Genomic DNA, 21847 nt, shown 5'->3' on the forward strand with positions numbered 1-21847 from the left:
GTTGCAATTTCAAACGAGGAGTATACAATTTTTAAAGAACTTGAGTCTGATACATTGATGAAATTCCGCGGCATCGACGTCCGGATTTATTCAAAGGAGGAAGAGATGAGAAGGCTGGTTTCTTTGGGAATATTGATCGGGCTTTTTGCCGCGGCGGGAAGGGCTTGGTGCGCGTCGCCGGCTCCTGTGACCTTGACAATGGAAGAGGCGCTGCGAAGGGCTCTCGACGAGAACTTGTCGGTTCTGGCGGCCGGCAAGGGCGTGACAGACGCTCAGGGCGCTAAAAAGAGTGCGGCTGCCGGGTCTGGGCCGACGGTCTTTTTGCGCGGCACTGGGACGGCGTACGATATGCCCCAAGGTCCTGACCGGGACGCTTCTCTGTCGGTCGGACTGTCTGAAACCCTCTACGCCGGCGGGCGGCTGAAGGCGAAGCGGGAACAGGCTGCCTTGGCCTTGTCCAGCGCCGAGCACTCGTTTCAGAGAACCCGGGAGCAGGTTGCCTTCTCGGTGTGGCGCGCGTTCTGCGACGCGCTCTATCAGCAGGAAGTCTGCCGTACCGCCCGCGAGGCGCTGGACTTTTACGAGAAGACCGAACAGGAACTGATCCGACGGGTCGAATTCGGCCTAGCGACGCACCTTGACCGGGTGCGAGTCAGCCAGCAGAAGGAAGACGCCAGGGCGGCGCTCATCGCGGCGAACAACGCTTTAGAGTCGGCGGCGATCTCCCTGAAAACGCTGCTTCGCCTGCCGCCTGACCAACCGCTTGTCCTGCGCGGCACCCTGAATGACGGAGTGCCGGAGGGCGGCCGGTTGAACGAGGACGCACCTGACGAAGAGACCGTTTTGTCCCGACGGGAAGACTATCTGGCGAAAAAGGCACAGGCCGCCGCCGCTGAAAAGGAAATTCAAGCGGCGGCCAGCGGACTCAAGCCGACGGTCCAGGTTACCGGAGCGTACCGCTTCGCCTACGACGCGGCGGGAACGCCGTCGGTCAACAGGTCGGACCAGTGGACTGCTTCCTTATCGGTTTCAGTCCCGGTATTTGACAGCGGCCTGACCAGCGGTCAGGTAAAAAGCGCCAAGGCCCGCCGCGATCAGGCGAACTTGGCGTTGGAAAGCGCCTCGGACGAGATCCGAGCGGACCTTCAACAGGCCAGACTGAGTCTCACCAGCGCGTTGGAGACCGTGGAGGCGGGCAGAAAAAACCTTCGGCTGGCCGAAGAAAGCCTGAAGTACGCCGAAGCCGGCTACAAAGAAGGAGTCAGTCCCCAGCTTGACGTGCTCCAGGCCAGAACAGAGCTCACCCGGGCCGGTCAGTCGCTGGCCGGTTATCTGAGAAATGCCCGGATAGCCCAGGCAAGTCTTTGGCTGGCTCAGGGGCGGATGATCGAGCAGGCGCTGGGGAAGTGACGGGGCTCGGGGCTAGAAGGTTGGAATTTAAGTTTTTTGAACGAAAACATAAGTTTTACGAGAACGATTTTTCAGATTATTTGGCGGGGATCTGAAAGTCCGATGCGGCGCGCGCGCGCGTCACGACGGGGATCGCGTTTCGTTTTCGTCACCCTAAGAGGCTCAGGAGGGCCAGCGTCGTCTGCTCTTGGGGCTTCTTGAATTTTAGATAAAAAAACGTATCATAGAAGCGCGTTGTATGTTTGTGCATTACGGCGCAGTTGGCTGATTCAGGTTCTCGGCAAATTTTTTGCCGAGGCAAATCATGAAGGAGGAGAACAGACCGAATGAAACTTGGAACAGTTTCAAAATCGCTGATTCTGGCAACAGCTCTTTCTGCTTTGGCAACAGCGGCTATCGCGTGCACGCCGATGGGCGTGGGCAAGAACGCTTCCGCCGACGGGTCCGTCATGGTTTCTCACACCTGTGACGGCTGGTACGACCAGCGGATCCAGATCGTCAAGGGCGGCAAACACAAACCCGGCACGATGCTTGAGATCTGGGGCGACCCCTGCGTGGCGACCCGCCCCGACAAGCCGCAGGTCAAGATGGGCGTCATTCCCCAGGCCCCTGAGACGTACACGTACTTTAACGTTGGGTACCCCTTCATGAACGAGAAGGGCGTCGTCATGGGCGAGTTCACGTGGAGCGGCCGGGACGAAGTCGCTTCGCCCAAGGGCATGTTCTACATCGCCAACCTGGAGCAGCTGGGCCTGGCCCGTGCCGCGACGGCGAAAGAGGCCGTGAAGGTCATGGGAAAGATGGCCGAGAAGTACGGGTACTGTGACGGCGGCGAGACGCTGATCGTCGGCGACGGAAACGAAGCGTGGGTTTTCGAAGTCTGCGGCGGCGGTCTGCTCTGGACTCCTGAGAGCGGCAAGCCGGGCGCTCACTGGGTTGCTACCCGCATCCCCGATGACGGATTCTTCGTCGGCGCCAACCGGGCTCGCACTCAGGTCGTCGACTTTAACGACAAAGAGAACGTGATGACCTCCACCGACCTGACGGCTCTGCCCGAGGAAATGGGCTGGTGGAAGAAGGGCACTCCGTTCAACTTTGAGAAGATTTTCAACCCCGAACCTTACGGCTATCCGTTCTATCAGTCCCGCCGGGAGTGGCGCGCCCTGTCTCTGGTTGCTCCTTCCAAGAAGTGGGAGCTTCGGGACGACCACAGCCAGTATCCGATGTTCGTGACCCCGGACAAGAAGCTCACCGTTCAGGACCTGATGAAGATTTACGGCGACCATCTGGAAGGCACTCCGTATGACCTGACCAAGGACAAGGCCGCCGGTCCCTTCGGCAACCCGACCCGCTGGCAGGTTGCCAAGGACCAGAAGCCGAAGGGCCGGGAAGGCGAAGACTGGGAGCGCAGCATCGCCCTGTTCCGCTGCTCCTACAGCTTCATCTCCCAGAGCCGTGCGGATCTGCCCGAGCCGGTCAGCACCGTGCTGTGGTTCGGCGAGGACGCTCCTGATACGACCGTGTACGTGCCGATTTACTGCGGCGTCACGACGATTCCTGCGCCTTGGACGAGAGGCGACCGGGCGAAATTCGACCGGAACAGCGCTTGGTGGGCTTTCAACCTTGTAAACAACTGGGCTAACCTTCGTTGGGACGCCATGTTCAAGGACATTCAGGCGAAGAGAGCGACCTATGAGAGCAAGTTCTTCGCTGATCAGGGCAAGGTTGAGGCGGAAGCCGTTCGGCTCTACAAGAGTAGCCCGAAGAAGGCCGTTCAGTATCTGACCGATTACACCTGCAAGTCGCTGAACACGGTGGAAAAGGGCTGGTGGGATTACGCCTTTGAGCTGATCGGCAAGTACTACGACGGCGGCATGATCGGCGAGAAGGGCAACTTCGTCGTTCTCGGCTACCCGCAGGAATATCTGAAGTCCGTCGACTTTGGCGGCACCTCTGTCAAGGATCAGAAGACCCTGGCAAAGTAACGCGCAATTCGGGGAAGAGAGAGGAAAATTTCTCACAGGCAACAAAAATTTCTTCACTGAAGGAGGTTTTTCAATGAAAAAAGTTTTGATCTCGTTTTTCGCTGCTCTGAGCCTTTGCGCTCTGGCGTCGTTTGGGTTTGCCGCCGATGCTCCCAAGCTTGAAGGGCCGTATATCGTCACTACCTGCGGTCAGAGCCCCGGCGCTGTTATGGTAAAGATGTCGGGCATGCAGGCCGGCGTTCAGGTCGAAGCGGTGAACACCCTTCTGGTCGACGGCCTGAAGGACAAAGGCTACAAGACGCTGATCGTCACTTCCGGCACCAGCATGAAGGGTATGGGTGCTGCTGGCACCAACGTCGACGCCGAGATCGCCCGCTGCACCAAGCTGATCGAGGCCGCTCATGCCGCCGGGATGAAGGTCGTTGGAGCGCACATCGAGGGGATGTCGCGCCGCACCGACAACTCGGATGCTGCGTCCATTGAGGCGGTCATGAAGGATGCGGACGTTATCCTCGTCGTTGATGAAAGCGACAGCGACGGGTTCTTCACCAAGTACGCGGAGGAGCACAACAAGCCGCTCATCAAGGTGAAAGACGCCCTCTCCATCGGGACGATCCTCAAGTAACAAGTCGGTTCGAATAAGAAGGAAAACTGCGGGGGGGGGCTAGCGTGAGCTCCTCCCGCTTTATGTGACGCGAAAGGAATAATAAACATGACAATGTTTCAACATTCCGGCCTCGTGCTGGTTGTTCTCGTGCTGGCGTTTGCCCTCTGCAAGAAGGGGCGGCTCAGCACAGAGCTTTCCATGTTCGTGGCCACCTTGTTCGGGCTGATCGCGCATGTGGTGCTTCCGAAGGGCGTCGACCCCCGGTCGGCGTTGCCGTTCGTTGAGATGATCCGGCACGTCGTCGAGGGCACCTGCACGTACTACGACGTGTGTCTGATCTTCCTGTCGGCGACGTTCTTCATGACGCTTTATAAGGAGTCCGGCGGCGTGGCGTTCATCGTCCGTCGGATCGTCGTGGCGTTCCACAGCAAGAGAACGGTCTGTCTGCTTCTTTTGACGGCCGTTATGTTGGTTCCCGGCGCGATCACCGGTTCAGGCGCGACGACCGTTCTGACCGTCGGCGCGCTGGTCGGCTCGGTTCTGATGGCCATGGGCGTGTCGCCCGAGCGGCGCGTGTCCCTTGTGTTCGTCTTGGCAGCGATGAGCGCGGCCTGCCCGCCGATCAACCTGTGGGCGATGATGGCTGCGGCCGGGGCCAACATGCCTTACGTCGGGTTCGGTCTGCCTCTGGCAGTGCTGTCAATCGTGGGCGCTCTGTTTGCCACGTTCTACCTGGCCGGGCGAGGGAAGCCAGTTGACCTTGATAAGGTGCTGACTGAGCTGCCTGAGGTTCCCGAAGGCTGGAACTGGTTTAAGGCCGGTTTTCCGTTTGTCGTGCTGATTGCCCTCGTTCTGGCCGGCCGGCTGCTGCCCTTCACGTTCCCGATTCTCGGCCTGCCGCTGATCTTCATCCTTTCTGGCGTGGCCCTCTACCTAGTGGCTCCCAAGCGTCCAAATCCCTTCACCGTGGCGACGACGACTGTGCACAACCTGCAGGGCCTCGTCGGCATCATGGTGGTCGTGGGCGCGCTGAACCAGATCATGTGCTTGAGCGGCGCCCGCGGGCTCGTCTCCCTCGGCATCGTGATTCTTCCTATGGCTGTGCTGTTCGGCGTCCTGTGGATCATCCTGCCGATCTCGGAAGGCGTGCTTCAGTACGCCGTCGCGCCGCTGATCGGCGTGCCGCTGATCATGCTGTTCAACATGATGGGGTATGACCCGGTCATCTCCTTGGCGGCTTGGTCTGTCATGTGGCCCCTCGGCGACTGCCTGCCGCCGACGGCTGTCGTCGGCCGGGCGGCTCAGATGGAGCTGGAGTACAAGGGCGGGTATTTCAGCGGCGTGGTCCGTCCTGCAATCGTGCCGATGCTCTTCATTTTGGCGCTCTGCACCGTCGTTATGATTTACAGCAGCCGTATCGGCGCGCTGATTGGAGGTTAGAATCATGGATCTTGTCACTATCGAAAGCGGCGTCACGATCGCTTACTATCTGATCAGCGTTTTCTTCCTGTGGGCTGTGGCCCGGTGCTTCTTTCGGACGAAGGATCCGCAGGAAGTGGTTCTCTACGGCATCATCATGATGCCCTTTGTGCTGCGCATTCTGCGCCTGAAGTAGGAGGCGCCTCTGATGAATCTTAAAAATCTGAAGGCCGCAACCCTTATCGTCGCCGGCGCAGCCTGCGCCGTTGCGGGGTACTTGTTTCACGATCACCGGAACTTCAAAGAAGCCATCGTGGTGAGCGAAGGCTGCACGGCGGTCAAGCGGCTGAGCGACTACAGCAGCGTCATCAAGCCGGGCTCGGTCAACGACTGCAACGTGTACATTTTCGACAGCGGCGTGCCGGGCGGCACGATCCTCGTTCAGGGCGGCACCCACCCTGAAGAGCCTGTGGGCGTCATCGCGGCGGAGATTTTCACGGCCAACGCGAAGGTGACGAAAGGACGGCTGATCGTCCTCGATCGGCAGAACAACAGCGGTTCCACCTGTTCTCGGCTCGGTGAGGCGTATCCCCGGTTCTTCCACGTGAAGACCGACTGGGGCCAGATGAAGTGGCGGATGGGAGACCGGTATGCCAGTCCGCTTGACAGCTGGCCGGATCCTGAAGTTTACGTCCATTATCCGTCGGGGCAGAGCTTAGCGTACATGGACATTCGGAACCTGAACCGGGCGTGGCCCGGCCGGGAAAACGGCCTGATCGCCGAGAGAACCTGCTTCGCCACCCTCGAGATGATCAAGAAAGAGGGTGTTAACGTGACGATGGACCTTCACGAGGCAGAGCTGGAGTACCCGGTGGAGAACACCATCGTGTCGCACCAGAAAGGTCTTGACGTGGCGGCGATGACATCCATGGTTCTTACCTCCCAGACCTACGACGTGCCGATCGGCATGGAGTTCTCGCCCAAGGCCCTGCACGGCCTGAGTCACCGGGAAATCGGCGACGCGACAGACGCGGTCAGCTACCTGACCGAAGTGGCCGAGCCGATGCTTGACCGAATCCGCGGCATTACCGACGAGGAGCTTCTGATGTCTGGTAAGGATCGGTTCGTCATGCAGGCAGGCCGGGTTCATCAGGGACCGGAGCACCCGATGGGGCTGCTCTATTCCCCGATCGACGAGAACGGCTGGCCGGCTGACAAGCGGATCGCCCGGCACGTGACGACGACCATGCAGCTCGTTCAGGTGAACAACATGGTTCACCCCGAGCAGACAGTGGAAATCACCAACATCCCGTCCTATCAAGAGTTGATCGAAAAGGGCGCAGGGCACTTCTTCCAGAACCCCGCCGACCCGGCAAACGCTCAGCGGGTTCACTACGATTAAGGACACAAAAAGAGGACGCCGGAGAAGATCTCCGGCGTCCTCTTTTTATTATGTGCAGGAAGAAAACTAGAAGGTCTGAAGCAGCATTTCCAATCCGGCATCGGTGGGGGTGACCTCCACGTCGGTTATGCCGTCGTCGGTCGTCATCGAGACGTGTTCGACCATGGACAGAGCTTGGTTGATGGGCTCCAGTTCATCAGCAGAGACGCCCAAGGCCTGAAGGCTCGTGCCGCAGGCGCTAAGCAGCTGGGCCAACGCGTCGCTGCGGGCCGCGAGAACGAACGTATGAGGGCTGCCGAGCAGCGCAGGGATCAGCGCGTCAGCAGCAGGCGCCGCGGCATCCGGCGTGTTGGCTTTCAGGACGTCAAACACGGAAGCGCCGTTCGTCTTGGCGGAGAATGTCAGAGTGGCAGGATCAACGTCAGCCACGACCAGCCCGCTGGGACCGTACGCGAGCCAGACGGAGAGCGGCGAGCCGTCGCCTGTCTGCAGGCCCTTCCACTCGCCGGAAGCGTAGTCCTTAACTTGGAGCCCCAGCTGAGATTGGGCCAGTTCTTTGGCCATCGGAAGGAGAGTCTGGAACAGTTCGGCGTTGAGGCCGGAGACGCTGACGCAGAAGGCCGGAGCAGGGCCGAACATGCTCTGGACGGTATCTTTGCTGATTGAGACCGAAATGGCGCCTCTTAAAACGTCGACGATGTTCTGCCACGTCACGCCGAACTCGGCCATGCTGTCTAAAGTATCCTGAATTTCTTTTTTGGTTTCTTCGGGAATTTTGAACTCTTCCAGCTTCAGGTCGCTGGGAATCCAAGCGTTTTCCATTGACAGAACGGCGGCCGTCCCGCTACCGAACGAGGGGACCATCGCGGCAGGGGTTCCACCGGCCCGATTGGGCACCATGTCTGCCCACAGCTCGGCGACGTTGATCCAAGAGCGAAGAAGGAAGGCCTTGGTGTGGGGCACTAAGCCGCTCTCAAGCCTGACCGGGAGTTTGTATATGTCAGAGCCGGCTTGACTGTTAAGGTACTCGGGGGTGAGGTTGAGGAAGACCTTCAGCGGGGACTGGACGTGAGCTTCAGGTGAAGCGCCGTTCCAAGCGAACATGGAGTTCAGCTTGTCGACAGACGTCGCGCCTAAAATGTAGGCGCCGTCGCTTCGATTCGCCAGAGCGAGAAGAAGCTTCAGGTTGTTGGTTTCGATGTCCATTTCGCCGATGTACGACAGGCCGTCGGCCAAACCGGAGGCGTTCCCGGCAGCCGGATCGGCGCCGAGCTTCAAGGCGTAGTCCTTGGCGGCAAGCGGCTTGGACTGGGTTATAGCCAAGGCGACGTCCGTGACGGATTCTTTTTCGAACCATGCCCGAATAAAGCTCGTCTCAGGGGCGAGGGTCTGACGCAGGTCGGACGGGACTTGTCCCAGCAGTCTGCTGACAAATTGCCCCAGCGGTCCGGCGGTTGTCGATTTCGACAGCTCTTCAATGTTTTCGCCGTAAATTAAAAATGAGTTGTCCGCGGAAGAACTGTTGATTGCCAAGGTCGGATCAGTTTTTGCCGGCGCAGCTGCCGCAAAGCCGCAAATGCCGGCCAGTCCTAAGGCAACGGCGAATACCGCCAACAAGCGGGTAAAACGGTTTTTCATGACGTACCCTTCCTTTCTGTTGTTTTAAATCTGTGCGAGGATAACACGCCTGAGCAGATGATCCTGAACATTATACGTTATTTCGCACGGAAAATATAGTGAATTAGCTGAGAGCAGGCGGGCGTCCGATAATCGGGCGCCCGCCTGAATCGAGAATTTACTTTCGGAGGGACTGAATGGCTTCGGCCATACGGCGAATGCCTTCTTCGATCTTGTCCGGCTTGCAGTAGGTGAAGTTGAGCCGGCAGTAGTTGCGCCCCGCCTCAGGGTCGATGCAGAACGCGGTGCCGACGACGAAGGCGACCATCTTTTCAAGGCAGATCGTCATCAGCTTCTCGCAGTCCACTCCGGGCATCTTCAGCCAGAAGAAGAACCCGCCTTCCGGCTTGACCCAAGTGACGTCCAGCGGCTTCATGTGGCGCTGCAGGCTCTCTTCCATGGCGTCGCGGCGCTTCCTGTAATTGTCGGCGATGACCGGTATGTGCTGTTCAAGGTAGCCTTTCTCGCAGTACTCGGCGACAAGCGCCTGAGTGATGGGCGACGAGCACAGGTCGGTGCTCTGCTTGAACGCGCTCATCTTGCGGATAATTTCCCTGTCGCCGCACACCCAGCCGATGCGGACGCCCGGAGAGAGGATCTTGGAGAACGACCCGGCGTACAGCGTGTTGCCCGCCTTGTCGAACGAGAAGATCGACGGCAGGTGTTCGCCCTCGTATCTGACGTAGCCGTACGGGTCGTCCTCAAAAATCGGCACGCCGTACTCACCGGCGATTTGGGCCAGCTTCTGGCGTCTGGCGACGGTCATCGTCATGCCGCCGGGGTTTTGGAAGTTGACGATGGTGTAAATGCCTTTGACCTTTTTCCCCTCGCCGCGGAGCTTTTCGATCAGGGCCGGCAGCTTGTCGACCATCATGCCTTCTGCGTCGCACGGCACGCCGACCGCTTGAGCCCCGTGGTTGGAGAAGACGTTCAGAGCGGCCATGTAGGTCGGCTCTTCGGTGATGATGGCATCGCCCTTGTCGAACATGGCCCAAGCGAACAGGTCAAGGGCCTGCTGGGAACCGGTGGTGAGGAGAATCTCCTCCATGTCGACCGTCCGGCCAAGCCGGGGCGCCATGAACTTGATCAGGCTGCTGCGAAGAGAGGAGTCGCCTTCTGTAGCGGTACCATATTGAAGGAGCTCGCTGCCCCGATCCTTAAGCAGGTGGGCGCCTTCGGCGAACTTGTCGATGGGGAAGACCTCTGGGGCGGGCATGCCGCCGGCAAATGAGATCATCTTCGGGTTCTTGATGGCCTTGAAAAGGCCGCTGACAGCCGAGGGACGGAGGTTCTTCGCGAGAGTGCTGAAACTTTCGGTCCAAGCGTTGCTCATTTGGGTATCGCTCCTTTCAGGATTTGCTTGCTCTGACTGGCCGAGTGAACTTAACTTCGTTTTGTTCCCTTATAAGGGTACTTCTGAGCTTCAATTTTCAGGCGTTTCAACCGGCGTTCAGTTGGCGGGTGAGAGTTGAAGCCGTTGGGCTGGGTGGTGAAGCCGCTGCGCTTCATCGCCATCATGGCGTCGTAGAGCCCGTAAGGGTTGTAGCCAGCCTTAGCCAGCATTTTGACGCCGAAAGCGTCGGCTTCTATTTCCTGCTGACGGCTGAACCCTGACTCGGCAAGCATCCCCCCGGCAATCGTTCCGGCGCCGAGGAGAACTTTGGTGAGGGTGCTGTTGGACTTGCGGATGAGCTGGTCATAAATCAGCAGGCCAATTCCAGCCTCGGCAATGCGCCGGGTGCTCGTTTTGCCGAAGTGTCCCAGCTTAATGTGTCCCAACTCGTGTCCCAGCACGCCCGCGATCTGGTCTTCCGAGTTCAAAACCTTCATCAGCCCCTCGGTGACGTGAACCGAATACCCCGAGCCCTCGCTGGCCACCCATGCGTTCGGTTCAGTTTTGCTCTCGTAGTGGATGCTCCCCTGAGGCAGGGAAACTTCGGCGAGGGGGAAGGTCTTTTCCCACGCCCGCTGGACGACTTCTGGCCGTACGGCGGCCCAAAGCGCCGACCCTACGCAAAGGAAGCAAGCGACAAGCACGGTGAGACGGGTTCGTCTGTTCATAATTTTCCCCCCTTTAGGACGATATAACTGTAGCTTCATCATACCACGTCGGGGCAAAAGAGAACGGCCTCCTGTCCCTCCGAGGGAATACGCAAAAAAAACGGATTGGGGCGAACGGGAGGATATAATGAGTAAAGCTGGAGGCAGAAAGAGGAGTTGATTTGATGGCGGTTTCGTTGCGCGTGTCGGTGACCGGGAGCCGGGGCAAAAGCGCCGTGGCTCGGATGATATGGGCTGGACTGTGCGGCTGCGGACTCCGGGCTTGGGCGCGGATAACCGGCGTCGTCCCCCACGCGCTGGGGCCGGACGGCTGCCGGATCATCCTGCGCCCGTCGGGAGCTCACGTGGAGGAAATGCGGTGGTGGCTGAAAAGCCTTCCGCCGAGCGCCGACGCCGTTGTGATGGAAAACAGCGCCGTGTCCCCGCCGCTTCAGAAGCTGTGCGGCCTGTGGCTGAAGCCTCAGGTCACCGTTCTGACGAACCTTCGGCCCGACCACGGGCAGTGGGGGCCGTCAGAGCCTCAAGTGTTGGACGCTTTGACTGATGCGGTGCCGCCCGGGACAATTCTGGTCGTTCCCGGCCCGCTGGCCGGCTCAAAGTTCTTCACGGCTCGTATGGCGTCCCGGGGCGCCCGGCTCGTCGGGGCCGAGCCGTTGGCCGGTCTTTCAGGGTTTCGGGCTGTCAACGCCGGCTTGGCCCTAGCGGCCTGCCAAGCCCTAGGAGTGGAACGAAGCCGCGCCGAGCTGGCTATCAGAGGCTGCGGCGACGGCCTCGCCGACTTTGCCCTGCTGCAAGTCGGCGCGGGACAACTGGCTTTCGCCTTCTCGGCCAACGACGTGACGTCCACGGCGGGGCTTTTCGCTTCTACAGGCTGGGAGGCGCAGGAGACGACCGTTCTCTATAACCACCGGTCTGACCGGCCTGACCGGCTTAAGATGTTCGAGCCGTGGCTCAGGGGGCCTTGGAAGGACGTCGCCGTCATAGGAGACCGTCCTCTGGGTTCTTGGCGAGGCAAGTGGCAGGACGTGAATGACTTCGACGGGCTCGGAGAGCTGGTGGCTCGGGCGGGTTTTGTCTTCGGGTGCGGAAACGCCGTGCGGGGTCTTCCACTGCGGTTCCGTTTGGCGATAGAAGAGGGACGGTGGGCGTATGGGAATTGAGCCGGCGGCTGTCATCGGCGTTGGCGTTGCGGTCTCGCTGCTTTTTGACCGGCGAACCGGCCTGGGCAGCGGCGGCTTTGTCGGCCCCGGTACGGTGGCGTTGAGTTTAGGAGACCCTCGGCGGCTGCTTTGGGGGCTTGCGGCGTCCCTGCTTGTCGCTGCTGCCCTGCGGCTGGGAGTGAGGCTTTGGGGCTGGTACGGCCGGACTCGGGTGGGCTTTGCGCTGCTTTTGGCCATCGTTTTCCGGCTGGCCCTGGGGCGCTTCATGCCCGAAGGGCTGTGGGTCGGCTGGGTCGTGCCCGGGCTGATTGCCGCCGACGTAGAGCGTCAGGGAGTTTGGGACACGCTGACAGCTGTGACTGCCACGTCGCTTGCCACGTCGTTTCTCGTGACGCTTGCCGGCGCGGCGGGGGTGGCGCTGTGAACTTGACGCAGTTTGACGCCGCCTGTCTGGCCCAGAGCCGACTGAAGCGGCGCAATCGGATTTTGCTGTTCTGCCTCGCTGCCGTGATGGCCCTTTTGTTCTTCGTCGGCGGCGGAACGTCCAGCCGGGAGGAAGGGCGGCTGATGGACCGGGTGAGCCGGGGGCACGAGGTCCTGTGGAACTGGCGGGAACGGGAGGGTCTTGGCCTTGACCTGACGGCTGACCCGTATCGAACCGGCATGATCGGCGTCGAGTGGAGCGAGATGAGCACCACGCTGGGACTGTTGGCGGCCAAACGCACGGCCTGCGACGCCCGCTGGTCGGTCGTCGTCGGCCGATGGTTCGACGAGCTGGGCTTGTCAGAGGGCGACGAGGTGTGCGTGTTCTCGTCGTCGTCGTTTCCCGGCATGATCTTGAACGTCCTAGCAGCCGCTGAGGCCCGACAGCTCCGCGTGACGGTGGTCTTGTCGCTGGGCTCGTCGACTTGGGGGGCTAACGTTCCGGGCGCTGGGTGGCTCGATATGGCGTCGTCCCTTCGCCGCGCCGGAATCATTCAGACCGGCGTGGACTTCTGCACGCCCGGCGGCGACGATGAGATCGGCGGCGAGCTGCCTCGGGAGACGCTGAAGATGATGAGGAACACGGCGGCCCGACACGGCGTCCCGTTCGTGGAACTCAAAAGTCTGGCTCAGGTGATCGACTGGAAGATGGATCTGGTCAGGCAGAAGAAGCCTCGGGTCGTCGTCTCGATCGGAGGTTCGGAAGCGAACCTCGGCGACGACCCGTCGGTCCTCAAGCTTCGTCCGGGACTTCACAGAACGCCGTCAGAGTTTCAGGGAACTGGCGTGATCGGCAGGTGTCTGGCCCAGAACGTGCCGGTGATTCACCTGCTGGAAATAAGACGCCTGTGCGCTGCAAACGGCATTCCGTTTGACGGCGCGCCGTCCAGAATCCTTCGCTCGAATCTGGCCGTCCCGTTCGCCGCCGTCGGCGTCGTCCTGTTTGCCCTCGCGATGGTTTTGTTCCGCCGCTGGGCTCTCTGGAAGCTGGATGGAACAGAAGAGGAATGACAAGAAGGCCGCAAAGCGCAGGGCGCTTTGCGGCCTTCTTATGTTGTTTTCTCTGAACGTTCGATAGCGGACTAACTTTCGGGCGAGTCGATCGCCCGTCTGCCAAGGCGGGCGACGACCGGCCAGAGAATCGACGAGATCACGGCGCCGACAATTCCCTGTACCAAGTTGGCCGGCATGTCGCCTAACGCTGCCGCCGGGCCGTACATGAAGCACTCACAGATAAAGTACCCAAAAGCCATCCATGAGCCCGCAACGAGCCCGCTGACCAGGGACAAAGGGGCTTTCCGCCGGAGCACTTGGAAGAGCATGGCAGCCAGCAGGCCTTCGATTCCCTTGACAACGAACGTAATCGGTACATACTGAACGTATCCCAACAGAAGGTCTGCCAAGGCGCTGCCCAGACCGCCGACCAGCGCGCCGGCAGCAGGGCCGAGCAGGTAGGCGCTCAGCATGACCATCGCGTCTCCGAGGTTGGTGTACCCCTTCGTCGCGATGCTGGGAATTGAAATGGCCATCGTCGTGACCGCCGTCAGCGCGGCAAGAACCGCGCAGACAGTCAGCCGTTTGGTTGATATCTTCACTCTGCAGGACTCCCTTCGCTGGACTGGGACTATCTTATAAGCTGACCGCCCGTTGGAACAGTGCCAGACGGGACCTCTTTGAGGCCGATCTGGACCGGCGGGCTCAAAGCAAAAGGAGGAATCTTGATGTCGGACGTCGTTCGCCGCTACACTCGGTTTATCCTTCGTGGGGAGCGAACCCCACGCCTTGCCAGACTGGAATCTGACGGCGCGTACACGCTGCTGGACGAAGGGTGGTTCTGCCCTCCGCTGCCGCTGGGCCGCCAGGTTGACGAAAGCGAAATCAGTTGGTGGCTGCCGCCCTGTCGGCCCACCAAGATCGTGGCAGTGGGGAAAAATTACAGGGCCCACGCGGCGGAGTTCGACGGCCAAGTGCCGGAGGTCCCGCTTCTTTTCGGCAAGGCCCTTTCCAGCCTGTCGGCTCACCGAGATCGAATCGTCCGTCCCGAAGGCTGCGGGCGTTTTGACTTGGAGGGAGAGCTGGCCGTCGTGATGGGGCACCGGGCCAGCCGAGTCGGCGAGTCGTCGGCGCTTCAGTACGTCGCCGGGTTCACAGTGGCCAACGACGTGACCTGCCGAGACTGGCAGAAAGCCGACGGCCAGTTCCATCGGGGCAAGTCGGCCGATGGGACCTGCCCGATCGGCCCGTACCTCGTCCAGGGAATTTCCCCTGACGACTTGGGAATAGAGACCCGTCTGAACGGCAAGACTGTTCAGTCCGGCCGAACGGGGCAGATGATATTTTCCATCGCCCGTCTGGTGGCCTACATCTCCAGTTCCATGACGCTCGAGCCGGGCGACGTGATCTTGACCGGGACGCCGGCCGGCGTGACGCCGATGCTTCCCGGCGACGTCGTAGAGGTGGAGATCGAAGGGCTGGGCGTCCTTCAAAACGAAATCATCGGTTAAACGAAAAGCAGTCGGGCCGTCCCTGACTTGAGACGGCCCGACTGCTTTATGCGCTTTGGGAAAAGCTACTTTATTGCGGCCTTGAAGACCGATTCTACCGCCTCGGGGGAGGGGACGCCCTCGTGGAGTTTTTCGTCTCCGACGTAAAACGTGGGAACCAGATAGTAGTCGTACTTCCCCGCGGTCTCCGGGGCTTCGCTCTCCTCAATCATCGTCAGGGGAACGTCCTTGTACTCCGGGTGCGCGGCGAACAGGTCTTCCATCATTTTTCGCGCCCTCTTGCAGTGCGGACAGTTCTTCAGGTAAAACAGGGTTACTTTCTTCATCGCAGTCGCCTCCTTAAGGTCGTTTACTTCAAAACGTACTCTTTTGTTACTCCCGCGGCCAAGGGCTTTTCGCCCACCAGCGGCGCGGGATCCATCCACCGGCCGTTCAACCCCACGCCCAAGTGAAGGTGCGGCCCGGTCACTCGGCCGGACGAGCCGGAAAGGGCGATGGCCTGACCTGCCTTGACCCGCTCTCCGGCGGAAACGTCGATCCGGGACAGGTGCATGTAGACCGAGATGACGCCGCCGCCGCTGTCCACGTAAATGGACTTGCCGGCAAAGTAATGGTCGCCGGTGAGAATAACAGTCCCGTCGACGGCGGCGTGAACCGGCGTGCCAAGCGGTGCCCGAAAATCAAGCCCGCCGTGGGGGCTTCGCCTCTGGCCGTTGTACACCCGCGTAAAGCCAAACGGGCTGGTGACGACGCCTGCCACTGGGCGGACGAACGGCCACGACAGGGGCCCCTGAACCGTCTGGGTCTTCAGGGCCTCTGAGACGACGGCTCGCTCCTGAGCGATGCGTTGGAGCACATCCTGAGGCGGCGAGACGAACGACGGCGCGACGGACAGCCGCTCTTCCGGGTAGCTGAGGGGAGTTATCTTAACCTGCCGCCGCAGCTGCCAAGTCTTGTTCCCTCTGACGAGCGTCAGAAGGACCGGCATATTTTTCCCCTCGGACGTTTTGTCCAGCGGCGTTCCCAGCAAAGTGCGGTACAATCCGTTCGTGCCGCCGAGGCCAAAGGTTCTGCCGGCCCAGTTGATCGACAGCCGATCAAAGTTCGACGGGCCGCTGATCTTGACGAGAAACGGCTGTCCAACCGGCGCCGCCTCAGGCACGGTCCAAGAGATCTTCTCCTCGGCGTGGCCGACGGCGCAGGCGAGGAGAAGGGCGGCAGCGCAGGAGAAAATTTTTTTCACTGGCTTTCCCTCCATGTAGGATGCTTTGACCATATACTACCGCGAAAGGAGGACTTCTCAACGGGAAAGATTCGTAACCAGGCTATGCAAAAAAGAAACGAAAAAACAGCGATTTAGTGTATAATTTATACAAACATCTTGATGGCAGCACAAAGCTGAACCGGAGGTGCGATATGAAATTTCGTCTGGCGTTATGCAGCGTCATCTTGGGAGCGACCGCGCTCAGCGCCGCTCCAAAATCATACGACCTGATTGTCGCCGGGGCTGGAACCGGCGGGTGCGCGGCGTCGATTCAGGCGGCCCGCATGGGCCTGAAAGTGGCGCTGTTGGAGCCGACCGGCTGGGTCGGCGGGCAAATGACCGCTGCCGGCGTGACGTCTCTGGACGACCTTCGGCGCAACCGCACCGGGCTGTACGGCGAGTTCCTGAACCGGCTCCGCCGCTATTACAAGAACTTGGGAGTGAACAGCGGGATCTGCTACTGGGGCGGCGACACGGCCAGCGGCAGCGCGTCGGTGGAGCAGAAAATCCTGCTGGACATGATGGCTGAAGCCGGGGCGATCGACCTGTTCCGCCACACGACGGTTCAGTCGGTCCTAGAGGAAAACGGCCGTGTTAAAGGCGTCAAGGCGCTCACCCCAAAAGGGGCGGTCGAGTTTCGTGCGCCCGTGACGATTGACGCGACCGAGCTGGGGGACATCCTTCCGATGACGACGGCTCGGTACAGGGTCGGCAATTCGGTTTCGCCTCACATTAACCCGTCGAGTTCCATACAGGACATCACCTGGGTGGCGGCGATTCACAAGAGAAAGGACGGTGTCCCTGAGCCGCTGAAAGCTCAGCTGGTCGACGAATATCACGCGATGCGGGTGCGCCTTTTCAGCCCGATCGTCTCGCCTGACGGCAAGTTCTGGGGGAAAGGGCGAGCGCCGTACAACAAGCCGACATTCGACGCGTACCGGGCTATTCCTGACCCGGACTGGAACCTTCGGGTTGTCGGCGACAAGGCGGACACGTGGCAGAACGTCACGTCCACCAGCCTGAACTGGGGCAACGACTACCCGGGCCGCAAGGCGGACAAGCGGGGGCTCCCTGCTCGGTACCTGACCGACGAAGCGTTCCGGCGGAAGGCTAACGCGGCGGCCCTGCGGCGGACCCTCGGGCTTTTGTACTACTACCAGAACAGCTTGGGCGGTTCGGACTGGACGGTGGACACTCGGCAGGGGTACGCCGAGTCGGGCGACAGCCCGCTTAACGTCGCCTCCTCCGTGCCGGCGTGGGCTAAAGAAATCGTCGCCAATATGCCGCCCATTCCGTACGCTAGGGAAAGCCGCCGGTTGGTCGGGCTCTACACCCTTCGGGCGTCGGACATCGAGCGGCCGCTGGGCGCGGACAGGACGTCGAACCGATTCAGCGACGCGGTCGCCGTCGGCGAGTACCCGGTTGACATTCACGGTTCCCGCCAAGCCGATTCGCTGGAAAAAGACCTCGGCGAGACGCCGGAAGCCTTTCCGACCAAGTGGCACGCCGGGACGTTTCAAGTTCCGATTCGCTGCCTGATCCCTGAGCGCCTTGACGGCTTTTTGGCCGCGGAAAAGAACATCTCCGTTTCCCGAATGGTCAACGGGGCCACGAGGCTTCACCCCATCACGATGCTGACCGGGCAGGCGGCTGGGGCTCTGGCGGCGCTGGCGGTCAAAAATAATCTGCAGCCTCGGGACGTGCCGGTCTCGTTGGTTCAAGATCAACTGCTCCGCGACCGCTCGATGCTGTCGCTCTCGCTTTTCAGCGACGTCCCGACAACCAGCGACGATTGGCCGGCGGCCCAGTTCGCGGCCATCGCGGCGGTGAAGCCGTTGGGCAAAGACGTTTTCGGCGCGTCCTTCCCGGTGAGAACTCAGGAGATGACGGACGCGGTTTACACGGTTATGGGGCTGCCGCTGCCAGAAGAGGCCGGCGAAAGCGAGGAGTGGGCGGCGCAGGGAGACCTTCGTCGGGTCATGGAAAACGCCGCGCCGGGCTTGACCGGCTGGCTGACCTTCCTGACCGACGACCGGGCGCCGCTTCGCCGGATCGTCCTCGCTCAGGTTCTTCACGCCGCAGCCGTGGAGAGGGGAAAAGCTCAGATACAGCGTCAAAGAGGGAAGTAGATTTTACCGGAGAAAGAAGACGATGGGAGGAGAAAGCATGAAGATTGTTGTGTTGGACGGATACCCGGGGAACCCGGGGGACCTGAGCTGGGACGGACTGAAAGCCCTCGGAGATTTAACGGTCTACGACCGGACGTCGTACGACCAAGTGGCCGAGCGGTGCGCCGGCGCCCAAGTCGTCTTGACGAACAAGTGTCCGGTGCGGAAGGAACATATCGCCCAGCTGCCGGAGTTGAAATACATCGGCATGATCGCCACAGGGTATGACCCGGTGGACATCGCGTTCGCCAAAGAGCGGGGCATCGTCGTCACGAACGTTCCGGGCTACAGCAGCGAACACGTAGCGCAGCTGGTCTTCTCCCTCATTCTTGAACTGGCCGACCGAGTCGGCCTGCACGATGGGGCAGTCAAAAACGGCGAGTGGATGAACTGCCCGGACTTTACCTTTCAGAAGACGCGGATCTTCGAACTGGCCGGCAAAACGATTGGGATCGTCGGCTATGGCTCAATTGGACGTCGGGTTGGCCAGATCGCCCGAGGCTTTGGCATGACGGTCCTTGCGTCGGCCCGCTCGGCGAAGCCGTCCGAGGACGGAGTGTCTTTCGTGCCGCTGGACGAGGCGTTCAGCAAGTCCGACGTGGTGACTCTCCACTGTCCTCTGACGGATCAGACCCGCGGCTTGGTCAACCGAAGCCGCGTCGCGTCGATGAAGCGCGGCGCGATCCTGATCAACACCGCCCGCGGCCCGTTGGTAGATCAAGAGGCCGTTCTGGAAGGGCTGAAAAACGGCCAGCTGGGCGGCGCCGGGCTGGACGTGCTCGGCAAAGAGCCGCCGCTGCAGATCTGCGAGTTGGTGAAGCAGCCGAACTGCGTTGTCACCCCGCACATCGCCTGGGCGAGCGCCGAAGCGCGTGTGCGGCTCATGGATCAGCTGGCGGCAAATTTGAGCGCTTGGCTTGCTGGGCGCCCTGTCAACGTGGTGAACGGATAAGAAACGCCCGGAGTCTAAAGAACTCCGGGCGTTTTATTATGGGGGGGAGAAACCACCCGTGCGTCCGCACTGAGGGTAGTTGTCGGACCGGCAGACGCCGCTATAATCGGGATATAAAGTCGTAAAAGAAATTACCCTAAAGAAGGAGGAGTTCAAATGCGGCGGTTTTATTTGGCAGGTTTCGTTGGGGCGGTTCTTGCCGTTTTTGGGGCGGGCGCTTGGGCGAGCGATTTTTACGAGCTGCGCGACAAGTTCGCCGATCAGGCGATTCGCGTGATTGACCACAACGAAAAAGTGATCACCAACGTGATGAACCAGGTGAATTTTGAAGAGGGTTTTCCGTACGGGGATTTTCTCGTGTCGGCCCGGCTTCTCCGAAGCCAGATTGAGCACATTCAGGATTTGGCGGAGTACAAGCAGCTCATTGCCGAGTTCGGTCAATGGACCAAACCGTTGGAACGGGTCGTGAAGGAGCACGACATGACTACGACCTTCAGGGCCCAGCAGCTGGCCTCGATGCTTGACCGGCTGTCCGACGAGAAACTGATTCCCAAGCCGAACGCAGGGCAAGCTCTGTTTGTGCCGGCCCAGCTGTGGCTGCGGAACAAGGACGTGATCAAAGAACTGGTGTCGGCCCATCAAGCGCTGAACGACATGGCCGTTCTGTTCACCAAAGACGTGGAAAGCGTCAAGCGGTACTACAACTCGATAAACTACAAAGACCTTCCGTCCGACTCGGTCATTCGCAGAAACCTTTTTGACCGAAACCCAAGGCTCTGGCCGCCGATGAAGCGGGACCTTGATAAATGGGAAATTTACAAGCTGTACGGGGCTGAGCGGTGGCTTCAGCGCGATTTGACGGTCAACTCGTCGTTCCTCTCCTATGTCGATAAGTTCGACCGGTATGCCGTCCAGCTTCCTGAGGCGCGTCGGCAGGTTCAGGGGCTGTACAAGCTGTTCTCCGACTACAGGGAAGCCTTTTCCAAGTCAACCGAATACCCAGCAGCCAATTTGCCGGCGTACATTCACGCCCCAAACCTGAAAGAACTCGCCTCGGAGCGCTTGGTCGATAAAATGCAGGATTGGATAGATTTCAACGCGAGCTGCGTCAATCTCCTTCTCAGGAAGGACTACGACGCGGCGCGGAAATACGGGGAGCTTCTGAAAGTCTATAACGGAAGCGATCTCAGCTCCGTCTGTGACAAGACTCACGTCCTTTACAAGAACGCCCGCGGGTCAAGCGAGAGCACGGCTCAGGCGGCGATGAAGTCGTTCCAAGAGCCGATCAGAAACGCGTACCAAAAGTTGAAAGACACCCTGCGGAACTAAGCGGGGAGAAGAGAACTGCGCTGGACGGCCGAAACGGCCGTCCAGTTTTTTTGAAAAAAAGCAAGACTCTCAGTATTTTTTTATCTTTCGGTTGAGCCTTGAAGATGTAAAATAATTATAAGTAAGTCTCCACTTATATTTTTAAATCATTCGTGGGTTCGGCCGCTCGGCGCGGCGAGGGGGAAAACGGTTCGGCAGAATTTTCGGTGAAGCTGTTTTTGCTAAGGAGGACAAAATGGTCAGAGAAAAGATCCTGAAATTTTTTCTGGAGCGGTTTGCCAAACACCCCTTCTTTGTGAAGATGGACGAAGAGAAATTTCTTGTCGGGACGGGAGAGCCGGAGTTCACGCTCAGGATTAACGGCCCCATATCCCTTGTGAGTCTGTTGGAAAGTACCTCTCTTGCGCTGGGCGAGGCGTACATGGACGGCACGATTGACGTCGAAGACGGCTCGTTATACTCCGCGCTCGACGCTCTTTTGAGCCAGATGGACAACTTTTCTACGAACCAGCACTCGCTGCGCCGCCTTCTGTTCCCCTCCACGTCGAAAAAGAACCAACTTCAAGCGGTTCAGAGCCACTACGATATCGGCAACGAGTTTTACAAGCTCTGGCTCGACGAGTCTATGAGCTATTCGTGCGGGTACTTTAAAACGTCCGGCGATACGCTTCACGACGCGCAGGTCAACAAGGTGAACTACATTCTTGAAAAGCTGCACCTGAAAGAGGGCATGTCCCTTCTTGATATCGGCTGCGGCTGGGGCTTTTTGCTCATTCAGGCCGCGAAAAAGTACAAGGTTCGCGGCACGGGCGTCACGCTGAGCGAAGGGCAGTACAACTACTTCAGCCGGCAGATTGCCGACCTCGGCTTGGAAGACACGCTGGAAGTCCGGCTGATGGATTACCGGGACCTTCCGAGTTGGGGACGAACGTTCGACCGGGTCGTCAGCGTGGGCATGTTGGAGCACGTCGGGCGGGACAACTATCGAAAATTCATGGACTGCGCGAGCAGCGTGATGAACGACGGCGGAGTCTTCCTTCTGCACTTCATCAGCGCTCTGAAGGAGTACTCCGGGGATCCGTGGATGAAGAAGTATATTTTCCCGGGCGGGATGATTCCCAGCCTGCGCGAAATTATTTCCCAGATGGCCGAGTTCAACTTTCACACGCTGGACGTGGAGAACTTGAGGCTTCACTATTCCAAAACTCTGCTTTGCTGGGAGAAGAACTTCATGGAGCACTCGGACGAGATTAAAGCGCAGTACGGGGAGCGGTTCTTCCGTATGTGGCACTTATACCTTGCGGCGTGCGCCGCCTCGTTCCATAACGGCGTCATCGACCTGCACCAGATTTTGTTTTCCAAAGGCATTAATAACGAACTGCCGATAGTTCGCTGGTATTAGCAGCGGGAACCGCAAAGAAATCGC

20 protein-coding genes are annotated in these 21847 nt (G+C 59.7%); 14 read left to right on the forward strand and 6 right to left on the reverse strand.

The window, feature by feature from the left end; translation table 11 throughout:
* The first annotated feature begins 105 nt into the window (after positions 1 to 105).
* The 6 genes from JONANDRAFT_RS01935 (at position 106) to JONANDRAFT_RS01960 (ending at position 6823) form a co-directional block, all read left to right on the forward strand.
* Entirely contained in the window at positions 106 to 1410 is a 1305-nt protein-coding gene (locus tag JONANDRAFT_RS01935; protein WP_231366878.1) for a TolC family protein, read from the forward strand.
* 326 nt (positions 1411 to 1736) lie between these two features.
* Positions 1737 to 3395 carry a dipeptidase gene (locus JONANDRAFT_RS01940; protein WP_008522563.1) on the forward strand — a complete coding sequence of 553 codons (1659 nt, stop codon included), beginning with the start codon at positions 1737 to 1739 and terminating at the stop codon, positions 3393 to 3395.
* Between the two features lie 73 nt (positions 3396 to 3468).
* Positions 3469 to 4020 (forward strand): DUF6305 family protein, encoded by a 552-nt coding sequence (locus JONANDRAFT_RS01945; protein WP_008520307.1) that lies wholly within the window; start codon positions 3469 to 3471, stop codon positions 4018 to 4020.
* Positions 4021 to 4107: 87 nt separating this feature from the next.
* Positions 4108 to 5442, forward strand: a complete 1335-nt coding sequence (locus tag JONANDRAFT_RS01950; protein ID WP_008520309.1) for a transporter permease — start codon at positions 4108 to 4110, stop codon at positions 5440 to 5442.
* A gap of 4 nt (positions 5443 to 5446) precedes the next feature.
* Positions 5447 to 5617, forward strand: coding sequence for a hypothetical protein (locus tag JONANDRAFT_RS08230; protein WP_008520312.1), 171 nt, complete (start codon positions 5447 to 5449; stop codon positions 5615 to 5617).
* Between the two features lie 12 nt (positions 5618 to 5629).
* Positions 5630 to 6823: a M14 family metallopeptidase gene (locus JONANDRAFT_RS01960; protein WP_008522569.1), complete on the forward strand. Its 1194-nt coding sequence runs from the start codon at positions 5630 to 5632 to the stop codon at positions 6821 to 6823.
* A gap of 66 nt (positions 6824 to 6889) precedes the next feature.
* Here JONANDRAFT_RS01960 and JONANDRAFT_RS01965 read toward each other — a convergent pair whose 3' ends face one another.
* The 3 genes from JONANDRAFT_RS01965 to JONANDRAFT_RS01975 form a co-directional block, all read right to left on the reverse strand.
* Positions 6890 to 8461, reverse strand: a complete 1572-nt coding sequence (locus JONANDRAFT_RS01965; protein ID WP_008522571.1) for a hypothetical protein — start codon at positions 8459 to 8461, stop codon at positions 6890 to 6892.
* Positions 8462 to 8618: 157 nt separating this feature from the next.
* The gene (locus JONANDRAFT_RS01970) at positions 8619 to 9833 is read right to left on the reverse strand and encodes an aminotransferase-like domain-containing protein (RefSeq protein ID WP_008522573.1); all 1215 of its coding nucleotides are present in this window, start codon (positions 9831 to 9833) and stop codon (positions 8619 to 8621) included.
* Positions 9834 to 9883: 50 nt separating this feature from the next.
* The gene (locus JONANDRAFT_RS01975; protein WP_008522575.1) at positions 9884 to 10561 is read right to left on the reverse strand and encodes a M48 family metallopeptidase; all 678 of its coding nucleotides are present in this window, start codon (positions 10559 to 10561) and stop codon (positions 9884 to 9886) included.
* A gap of 164 nt (positions 10562 to 10725) precedes the next feature.
* On the opposite strand from JONANDRAFT_RS01975, the gene JONANDRAFT_RS01980 reads away from it, so the two are divergent.
* The 3 genes from JONANDRAFT_RS01980 to pgsW are packed head-to-tail and all read left to right on the forward strand — an operon-like array spanning position 10726 to position 13215.
* Complete coding sequence (locus tag JONANDRAFT_RS01980; RefSeq protein ID WP_008520319.1) at positions 10726 to 11721, forward strand: Mur ligase family protein; 996 nt, start codon at positions 10726 to 10728, stop codon at positions 11719 to 11721.
* Complete coding sequence (locus tag JONANDRAFT_RS01985; RefSeq protein ID WP_008520322.1) at positions 11711 to 12145, forward strand: poly-gamma-glutamate biosynthesis protein PgsC/CapC; 435 nt, start codon at positions 11711 to 11713, stop codon at positions 12143 to 12145. Before JONANDRAFT_RS01980 ends, JONANDRAFT_RS01985 begins: the two co-directional genes overlap by 11 nt.
* Positions 12142 to 13215, forward strand: a complete 1074-nt coding sequence (gene pgsW, locus JONANDRAFT_RS01990) for a poly-gamma-glutamate system protein (protein ID WP_008520324.1) — start codon at positions 12142 to 12144, stop codon at positions 13213 to 13215. Before JONANDRAFT_RS01985 ends, pgsW begins: the two co-directional genes overlap by 4 nt.
* 71 nt (positions 13216 to 13286) lie before the next feature.
* Here pgsW and JONANDRAFT_RS01995 read toward each other — a convergent pair whose 3' ends face one another.
* On the reverse strand, positions 13287 to 13799 hold the full coding sequence (locus tag JONANDRAFT_RS01995; RefSeq protein WP_008522578.1) for an ECF transporter S component: 513 nt from the start codon (positions 13797 to 13799) through the stop codon (positions 13287 to 13289).
* Positions 13800 to 13925: 126 nt separating this feature from the next.
* Between JONANDRAFT_RS01995 and JONANDRAFT_RS02000 the strand changes: the two genes are divergently transcribed.
* Entirely contained in the window at positions 13926 to 14708 is a 783-nt protein-coding gene (locus tag JONANDRAFT_RS02000; protein WP_008520328.1) for a fumarylacetoacetate hydrolase family protein, read from the forward strand.
* A gap of 65 nt (positions 14709 to 14773) precedes the next feature.
* Here the strand turns inward: JONANDRAFT_RS02000 and JONANDRAFT_RS02005 are convergent, their stop codons facing one another.
* Together JONANDRAFT_RS02005 and JONANDRAFT_RS02010 are read right to left on the reverse strand one after the other, a co-directional pair.
* Positions 14774 to 15034 (reverse strand): glutaredoxin family protein, encoded by a 261-nt coding sequence (locus tag JONANDRAFT_RS02005; RefSeq protein ID WP_008520330.1) that lies wholly within the window; start codon positions 15032 to 15034, stop codon positions 14774 to 14776.
* A 23-nt stretch (positions 15035 to 15057) separates the two neighbouring features.
* Complete coding sequence (locus JONANDRAFT_RS02010) at positions 15058 to 15951, reverse strand: M23 family metallopeptidase (protein WP_008522580.1); 894 nt, start codon at positions 15949 to 15951, stop codon at positions 15058 to 15060.
* Between the two features lie 173 nt (positions 15952 to 16124).
* On the opposite strand from JONANDRAFT_RS02010, the gene JONANDRAFT_RS02015 reads away from it, so the two are divergent.
* The 4 genes from JONANDRAFT_RS02015 (at position 16125) to JONANDRAFT_RS02030 (ending at position 21823) form a co-directional block, all read left to right on the forward strand.
* Complete coding sequence (locus JONANDRAFT_RS02015) at positions 16125 to 18101, forward strand: FAD-dependent oxidoreductase (protein ID WP_008520334.1); 1977 nt, start codon at positions 16125 to 16127, stop codon at positions 18099 to 18101.
* A 37-nt stretch (positions 18102 to 18138) separates the two neighbouring features.
* Positions 18139 to 19092, forward strand: coding sequence for a D-2-hydroxyacid dehydrogenase (locus JONANDRAFT_RS02020; protein WP_008522582.1), 954 nt, complete (start codon positions 18139 to 18141; stop codon positions 19090 to 19092).
* A gap of 156 nt (positions 19093 to 19248) precedes the next feature.
* Entirely contained in the window at positions 19249 to 20421 is a 1173-nt protein-coding gene (locus tag JONANDRAFT_RS02025) for a hypothetical protein (protein ID WP_008520337.1), read from the forward strand.
* Positions 20422 to 20656: 235 nt separating this feature from the next.
* A complete protein-coding gene (locus tag JONANDRAFT_RS02030) occupies positions 20657 to 21823 on the forward strand; it encodes an SAM-dependent methyltransferase (RefSeq protein WP_008520340.1) in 1167 nt (388 codons plus the stop codon).
* Positions 21824 to 21847 lie beyond the last annotated feature (24 nt).

The organism is Jonquetella anthropi DSM 22815 (assembly GCF_000237805.1).
Classification (GTDB): domain Bacteria; phylum Synergistota; class Synergistia; order Synergistales; family Dethiosulfovibrionaceae; genus Jonquetella; species Jonquetella anthropi.

What these genes read in the sequence shown, in the direction of transcription:
- JONANDRAFT_RS01935 (WP_231366878.1), top strand. Translation starts at nt 106, where the DNA reads ATGAGAAGGCTGGTTTCTTTGGGAATATTGATCGGGCTTTTTGCCGCG.
- JONANDRAFT_RS01940 (WP_008522563.1), top strand. Translation starts at nt 1,737, where the DNA reads ATGAAACTTGGAACAGTTTCAAAATCGCTGATTCTGGCAACAGCTCTT.
- JONANDRAFT_RS01945 (WP_008520307.1), top strand. Translation starts at nt 3,469, where the DNA reads ATGAAAAAAGTTTTGATCTCGTTTTTCGCTGCTCTGAGCCTTTGCGCT.
- JONANDRAFT_RS01950 (WP_008520309.1), top strand. Translation starts at nt 4,108, where the DNA reads ATGACAATGTTTCAACATTCCGGCCTCGTGCTGGTTGTTCTCGTGCTG.
- JONANDRAFT_RS08230 (WP_008520312.1), top strand. Translation starts at nt 5,447, where the DNA reads ATGGATCTTGTCACTATCGAAAGCGGCGTCACGATCGCTTACTATCTG.
- JONANDRAFT_RS01960 (WP_008522569.1), top strand. Translation starts at nt 5,630, where the DNA reads ATGAATCTTAAAAATCTGAAGGCCGCAACCCTTATCGTCGCCGGCGCA.
- JONANDRAFT_RS01965 (WP_008522571.1), bottom strand. Translation starts at nt 8,461, where the DNA reads ATGAAAAACCGTTTTACCCGCTTGTTGGCGGTATTCGCCGTTGCCTTA.
- JONANDRAFT_RS01970 (WP_008522573.1), bottom strand. Translation starts at nt 9,833, where the DNA reads ATGAGCAACGCTTGGACCGAAAGTTTCAGCACTCTCGCGAAGAACCTC.
- JONANDRAFT_RS01975 (WP_008522575.1), bottom strand. Translation starts at nt 10,561, where the DNA reads ATGAACAGACGAACCCGTCTCACCGTGCTTGTCGCTTGCTTCCTTTGC.
- JONANDRAFT_RS01980 (WP_008520319.1), top strand. Translation starts at nt 10,726, where the DNA reads ATGGCGGTTTCGTTGCGCGTGTCGGTGACCGGGAGCCGGGGCAAAAGC.
- JONANDRAFT_RS01985 (WP_008520322.1), top strand. Translation starts at nt 11,711, where the DNA reads ATGGGAATTGAGCCGGCGGCTGTCATCGGCGTTGGCGTTGCGGTCTCG.
- JONANDRAFT_RS02000 (WP_008520328.1), top strand. Translation starts at nt 13,926, where the DNA reads ATGTCGGACGTCGTTCGCCGCTACACTCGGTTTATCCTTCGTGGGGAG.
- JONANDRAFT_RS02005 (WP_008520330.1), bottom strand. Translation starts at nt 15,034, where the DNA reads ATGAAGAAAGTAACCCTGTTTTACCTGAAGAACTGTCCGCACTGCAAG.
- JONANDRAFT_RS02015 (WP_008520334.1), top strand. Translation starts at nt 16,125, where the DNA reads ATGAAATTTCGTCTGGCGTTATGCAGCGTCATCTTGGGAGCGACCGCG.
- JONANDRAFT_RS02020 (WP_008522582.1), top strand. Translation starts at nt 18,139, where the DNA reads ATGAAGATTGTTGTGTTGGACGGATACCCGGGGAACCCGGGGGACCTG.
- JONANDRAFT_RS02025 (WP_008520337.1), top strand. Translation starts at nt 19,249, where the DNA reads ATGCGGCGGTTTTATTTGGCAGGTTTCGTTGGGGCGGTTCTTGCCGTT.
- JONANDRAFT_RS02030 (WP_008520340.1), top strand. Translation starts at nt 20,657, where the DNA reads ATGGTCAGAGAAAAGATCCTGAAATTTTTTCTGGAGCGGTTTGCCAAA.